This is a genomic window from Mesorhizobium sp. WSM4840 (assembly GCF_055811755.1).
The window spans coordinates 1-6118 of record NZ_JBVVQD010000076.1 but is presented as its reverse complement, the minus strand read 5'-3'; the positions used below and the strand labels follow the sequence as shown (position 1 = coordinate 6118).

At 59.0% G+C, this 6118-nt stretch carries 5 protein-coding genes and 1 pseudogene; 3 read left to right on the top strand and 3 right to left on the bottom strand.

Features of this window, described 5'->3' with window-relative positions:
- The first annotated feature begins 359 nt into the window (after nt 1-359).
- Nucleotides 360-3422 (top strand): MFS transporter, encoded by a 3063-nt coding sequence (locus AC0L3I_RS36575; RefSeq protein WP_473486536.1) that lies wholly within the window; start codon nt 360-362, stop codon nt 3420-3422.
- Between the two features lie 77 nt (nt 3423-3499).
- Here AC0L3I_RS36575 and AC0L3I_RS36570 read toward each other — a convergent pair whose 3' ends face one another.
- From AC0L3I_RS36570 to AC0L3I_RS36560, 3 genes and pseudogenes are all read right to left on the bottom strand, one after another.
- Nucleotides 3500-3919, bottom strand: a complete 420-nt coding sequence (locus tag AC0L3I_RS36570; protein ID WP_473530180.1) for a hypothetical protein — start codon at nt 3917-3919, stop codon at nt 3500-3502.
- Nucleotides 3919-4734 (bottom strand): recombinase family protein, encoded by an 816-nt coding sequence (locus AC0L3I_RS36565; RefSeq protein WP_473530181.1) that lies wholly within the window; start codon nt 4732-4734, stop codon nt 3919-3921. The genes AC0L3I_RS36570 and AC0L3I_RS36565 overlap by 1 nt, the downstream gene beginning before the upstream one ends.
- 12 nt (nt 4735-4746) lie before the next feature.
- Nucleotides 4747-4851, bottom strand: a pseudogene (locus AC0L3I_RS36560) (recombinase family protein); the annotation flags it as partial.
- Nucleotides 4852-4874: 23 nt separating this feature from the next.
- Here AC0L3I_RS36560 and AC0L3I_RS36555 point away from each other — a divergent pair.
- Both AC0L3I_RS36555 and AC0L3I_RS36550 read left to right on the top strand, forming a co-directional pair.
- The gene (locus tag AC0L3I_RS36555) at nt 4875-5234 is read left to right on the top strand and encodes a cyclic nucleotide-binding domain-containing protein (protein ID WP_128185028.1); all 360 of its coding nucleotides are present in this window, start codon (nt 4875-4877) and stop codon (nt 5232-5234) included.
- Between the two features lie 136 nt (nt 5235-5370).
- Nucleotides 5371-5835: an SET domain-containing protein-lysine N-methyltransferase gene (locus AC0L3I_RS36550; protein WP_128185026.1), complete on the top strand. Its 465-nt coding sequence runs from the start codon at nt 5371-5373 to the stop codon at nt 5833-5835.
- The last annotated feature ends 283 nt before the right edge of the window (nt 5836-6118 follow it).

Sequence of the window (6118 nt, the reverse complement as noted above, 5' to 3'; positions counted from 1 at the left end):
GCTGACCTCCAGGTGATGTTTGGCAACTTCACTCTGGCAGAGCGCTGGTCGCCTTTCATCCCCATAGGATCTTCACGGAAGCAGTAGGTCCGCTTGTGGTGTAGGAAGGCTGATAGCGGACGTTCAACTCCCAAGTTCCGATGTCGTGAGTGACCCAAAGGTGACATTTGCCGGTCACCGGTTCCCGTCGTGCGTTCTGGGAGTGCTTCTACCGCAAGGCACTATCCTTCGCGCCAATGAAATGGTCTGGTTCCAAGAGACCCTATTGGCGCAACTTAGCTATTCATGAATGCGACGTTTGACCCAAGGCGGAAAAGATTTCGAGTGGCCAACCCATGAGTGCCCCCTCGGGAATCGAAATGCTCCTTCGCTGGCTTCGTAGGCTGCCGATTCCCAACGATCGCATCGGGCATCTCGTACTGAGCGCCTTCCTGCTCGCGACCGCAAACACCTTCGGTTCCTCCTTGGCGGCTGCCCGGTTTCTATCGACCCAAGGCGGCGAGGGGATCGCGATTTACTACATGGTGTTCGCTCTCGTCTCGATTCCCGCGTGGGTTGTCTATGCCCGGATGATCGACCGCGGCAGCCGTGTTGTCCTGCTGCAGCGGTTCATGGTCGCCGTCATTGTGATGACAGCATTGTTGATCCTCGCCAGCGGGTTTGGCGGTACGGCAGCGGACTATGCGCTCTACGCGGGAATCAGCGTGTTGGAGTCGCTGCTCTACAGCGTCTTCCAAGTGGTGTTGATCGACTATCTGACTGCGCGCGAAATGACGCGCTATTCGACGCGTGTCGCTGTCGCCTTGTCCGCAGGGGGCATGGTGGGTGGCAGCCTCGCCGGCTTGCTTGCAGGTTTCGTATCGCCCTTCTGGCTGCTCTTCGGCATGCCGCTGATACTGTGCCTCTGCCTCGCGCATCTGGCCTGGCTGTCTCTCCGCTGGAAGCCGGCGGGCGAAAGGGAGGAGCAGGGAGAGTCCGGAATACTTGAAAACCTTCGCAGCATAGGCAGCATGATGCGGGGATTTTTAATAGCGATTCTGCTTTCAACCGCACTTTTCCTGAATATTGTTACGCAATGCATCGCCGAGTATATGGTTTTCAACATCTACACCGACAGTTTTCCGGACGAACAGTCGCTTGCCAAGTTCTTCGGACTGATGAGCGGCGCCCTGAATTTTGTTGGCATGGCGATCGGGTTGTGGCTGACCAGCCCGCTGATGCAACGGCTCGGCATCGCGCGCATGAACCTTGTTTTCCCAGCCGCGTGCGGAGTGAGCTTCATCGCCATGCTTGCCAGTCCGGCGCTGCCGGTCGCGATGTTTGCGCACGTCGTCTATGATGGTCTTTCCAAGAATATCGATGCGCCGGTCACGGCAATCAACTACAACGCAGTTCCAGGGCGGTTTGCAAGCCGGCTGCGCGCCTTCAACGACAGCCTGATCTATCCGATGGCATTGGCCGTATCCGGGCTGCTGGTCTGGGTGGTGGCGCAATTCGCAGGTCTTTTCGGTGTCGGCGTGCTCGGCGTTGTTCTTAGCCTCTGCTTCCTCGCGTGCGGATGGAGTATCGGCTGGCGCTATGTCAGCGGGCTTGTAGGGATACTGCGAGAGGGGGCTGTTGATCTCGATCGCGACGAGTTCCTGATACGCGAAGCATCGGCCGTCGCCGCGAGCAACAGTGCGGACCTCGTCGTGATGCTAAGTGGACAGGACAGAACTGCGACCGAACTTGCTCTGCGTATTGTTGCCCATACCTCGATAGGACCATTCCTCGAACCAATCACCGAGAAACTCACGACATCGGGCGACGAAACGGTCATCGCCCTGGCTCGTGGAGGCGACCGGCATGCAGCAGATCTGTTGACACTCTGGCCCAATGCGGAACCGGTGCTCCGCGTCCGCATCGCCCAGTACCTTGTGGCAGTGGGGCGATCCCTGCCCGAGGATCGGGATCAGGCACCGGTGATGATCGCGCTCGATTTGGCTGCACGCCTCGGCAAATCGCCGGAAGCGGCGCAAGCGCTCGTAACGATGGTCCAGTCTCAATTGGAGGTAGCCACGGCACTGCTGCCAATCGCCGCCGCGCGGTGCGACGACGCGTTCACGCCGATGCTCGTCAGCATCATTCGCAATCATGCTTCGCTTGAAGAGGTCATAGTCAAGACGATCGCTGCCCTGCCTTATTCCAAGCCCGGGAGTACTGGTCTGCCCCAGGACCTGCTCGAGGAAGCCGTCCGTTCCAACGACACGGGACGACGAGTGATTGGTTATCAACTGGCGGTGCGAGGAGGCTGGCCGGCGAAGCGTATCGCTGTCGGGCTGACGGATCGGGATGAATCGGTACGCCGCGTCGCAATCGCGGCATTGGTCGCCCGCAAGGATTCCGTGGCAGCGGTATTGCCTATGCTGCGAGATGAGAATCCATCCGTCCGCCTCGCCGTTATCGAGGTGCTCGGCCACGTAGGCGCCACCGAAGCCCTGTTCAGCTATCTGCAGAAAGATGCCTTCCCCCGTATTAACAGGTATCGCCAATGGCGTCAGGCAGTGCCCGACAGCAACCTCGCCTGGGCTGCGATCGCCAGAATTGCAATGGCAGAGGCCAATCAGGCCGCGATCGACGAGGTCCTGGTGACGCTTGCTGCCCTCGGCCACAAACAGACGGTCAGCTATATCCGGCGCTTCCTGAGCGCCCGCGATGAGCGTATGCGTGCTCGCGCGGCAGAGGCAATTACCGCCGTCGACCAGCGGCGGTTGGTGACGCCGCTCATCCCACTGCTTGACGGTGATACGGCCAAGCGTGGCAAGACCCTGCCTATCAAAACCGTGCTCGATGCCATGAGCACCTCCTCGTTGCCCTGGCTACGCCGGGCCGCTGTGGCTGCACGATCATTGGAGTCCGATATGCCGAATGCCGAACACGGTTTGCTCGACCGCCTGCTTTTCCTGCGCAATGTGCCAATTTTCGAAAGCTGCTCGCTCGACGATTTGTATGCGGTGCAACAGGTCATGAAGCGCACCGACTACCTATCCGACGAGGTTATCGTCAAGCAGGGCGCGCATGGCGAGGAGCTTTTTGTCCTCCTTGAAGGCGAAGTCAAAGTGAGACAGCGCGGTCCTTCGGGCTTCACCGACTTTGCAACGCTGAAACCCGGCTCGATGTTCGGAGAGATGGCGCTGTTCGGCGAAGGTGAGCGCTCGGCGGATATAGTTGCGGTCGGGTACGCAAGCTGCCTTGTGCTGGAGCGTTCGCATTTCGAGGACCTTGCCCGGCAGCGGCCGGGTATTCTGCTGCAGATCTGCCGGGTGTTGGGTGGAAGACTGCGTGCCGCGAACCAGAAACTCCATGACCTGCAAACAGCGAAGTCAGCAAAGAGTGGGTTGCTGGAATCCAGTTCTACAGCCCAATCGCGCGGATTGCAGTGATTTTCAGGTAATCGGAATGTCCGTTACGCGGCGCAAAGCTGCCTACCGTCTTGTCGCCAGCGCAAGTCAGATATGGGTCAAAACGGACGTTCAGTAGCGTACGTTACTGTACCTCTGCCGCTTCCAATCCAAGTCAGCCCGCGCATCAGCGGCTGAAGCTCCATTGTGCGCGGCTGCTTGCCATCAAGTATTGCCTCGATCAGATCCGGCGCGAGTAGCGTCAGCCTGAGCATATGAGACACGAACGACCTGTCGAGGGTCTCCCCTTCTGCCAGTTCGCTGATCGTCGCGAACTGGCCTGATTCCAGTTGCTGCTTCCAGCGGAACGCCTGCACGACAGCTCGAAGCAGCGTGTTGTCGATGCGTGGGCGTGACGGCACCCATGGCTCGGCGCCGGCTGGTGAGACGATGACCTTGCGGCCGCCGCGCTTGCGGATGGCGAGCGGGATAGAGACGGTCAGGGTGGTGCCGTCGCGATTGATCTCGTGATTTATCATCAGGCCGCCTTCCGCAGGTTCGGCCGAAGCTCGGCAATGATGCTGGTGATCCCTTCGGTTCGAAGACGAATGGAGATGCCTTCGACATCGACGTCGATGCGCTCGACCAGAAGCTGGACGATGCGGGCCTGCTCGGTCGGGAACAGTTCGTCCCAGAGCGCATCGAACTGGATTAGTGCGTTACGCACCTCGGTCTCGCTGATGTCGCTGTCTTGTTCGCACACCACGGTCCAAGTCTTCACGATCATCTCGGGCGATCGGAGCAGAGCGCGAAGCTGGTCGATGACGGCTGACTCGATCTCGCCTGCTGGCAACCGTCGCACCAAGCAGGTTTCCGGTCCGAGCTTCTGCACGCTGGTGGTGACGTAGTAGCGGTAGAGGCGACCCTTCTTCCGCGTGTGTGCTGGCGTCATCGCATAGCCGTTGTGGGCGAAGATCAGGCCGCGTAGCAATGCCGGTGTTTGCCCGCGGCAATGCCCTGCCCGCTTGCGCGGTGTCTCGGCAATGATCGAACGAACCTTGTCCCAGAGGTCTCGCGATATGATCGCCTGGTGCTCGCCGGGATAGCTCGTGCCCTTGTGGACGGCTTCGCCGATGTACACCCGGTTGCTGAGCAGCTTGTAGAGATAGCCCTTGTCGACTGGCCTGCCACCGCGGCTTGTGACGCCGTCGGCATTCAGGGTGCGTGCCAGAATGGTTGCCGATCCGATCGACAGGAACCGCTCGAAGATCATGCGGACCGTTGCGGCATCTTCCTCCTGGATGACCAGTTTGCGATTTTCGACGCGATAGCCGAGCGGGACGTTGCCGCCCATCCACATGCCCTTCCGCCGCGACGCCGCGAACTTGTCGCGGATGCGTTCGCCAATCACCTCGCGTTCGAACTGCGCGAACGACAGCAGGATATTGAGCGTCAGCCGTCCCATCGAGGTCGTCGTGCTTTGCTGAAACCGTCATGCCGATCATCGGGTCATTGCAGAGAGCGGGCATCACCAGCCTCCGCGGCATTGCAATGGCCGAAGGTACGCCTGAACAAACACGGATTGCCCTGCTCAGGGACGGCGACTATTTTGGCGAGATTGCACTGCTTAAAAATGTCACTCGCACCGCGAGTGTGAAAACGCTCACCCCATGCACCTTTCTATCGCTGCAGCGCGAACAGTTTTCATATCTGCTCGAACGTGCACCGCACCTACGGGCGCGGCTGGAACAGGTGCTGACCTCGAGAGAGGCAGAAGGTGAAGCGGAGCGGCCTTTGACAAAGGGCGCTGCACATGATCCTCTGACCCGAGGCGTCGGTTTATCGACGGCATGATCCCGACCGAAGCGACTATACAGTAATGATGCATCACACAAGCCCTCCCTTCGGAGCAAGTTGCTAATTACGATAGTAGAGCCGCATCGTCGATTTCCCGAGTCCAACGAACTATCCGTTACGCAGGAGTTTGCTGATGCAAAACGAAATTGTTTTTGCCCATAATCCTTTTAGCGAGCTGACGGAAGTTCGCGCTAGCGCCTTGCATGGTTGGGGTGTGTTCGCGAGACGACTCATCCCTAAGGGGACAGTTTGGTGGCAGGCGCGTTCGCAAGATGTGCTGGTGATAGAGCGAGATCAATACGAAGCTATTGACTCCTTGCCCCGTACCGTTCTTGTCAATGGGCTTCTGGACGCCATTTTGCATTATAGCTACTACCCGAGTGGTCTTAACCGGCTTATTTTGATCCTGGATGGAGCACAATTCACCAACCATTCATTCACCCCCAACTCCGTCGACGACCCAACCAAACTTCAAAGCTTAGCGCTTCATGATATCGGACCGGGAGCCGAAATCCTGGAAGACTATTCCCACTATGGAAAATGTCCGTGGGCCCCTCTGTATGGCGAATTCGCGAAAGCGATTTGGGAACGGAATTGATGCTGCTGTCACGTTTTTCCGTTGATCTCATTACCAAAACTTGCTGATCAGAACCATGGCCCCATTTTCGCATTCCGGCCCGCGCGCAGTGTCGGCCATGTCGCTCAGGGGGCTTTCCGGAGCCCGGAACGCGACCATTTCTCGGATTGCCTCTTGCTCGGCCTCGTGCGGGAGGTGTTCGCCATCGCCTCCGAACGTCCGAAAGGGGGCCGGAGAACGAACCCGCTGCGCGGGATGGGCGCGCGCGGTGAGGTAGAGGTCACGATCCGGTTGCCGCGCCCGC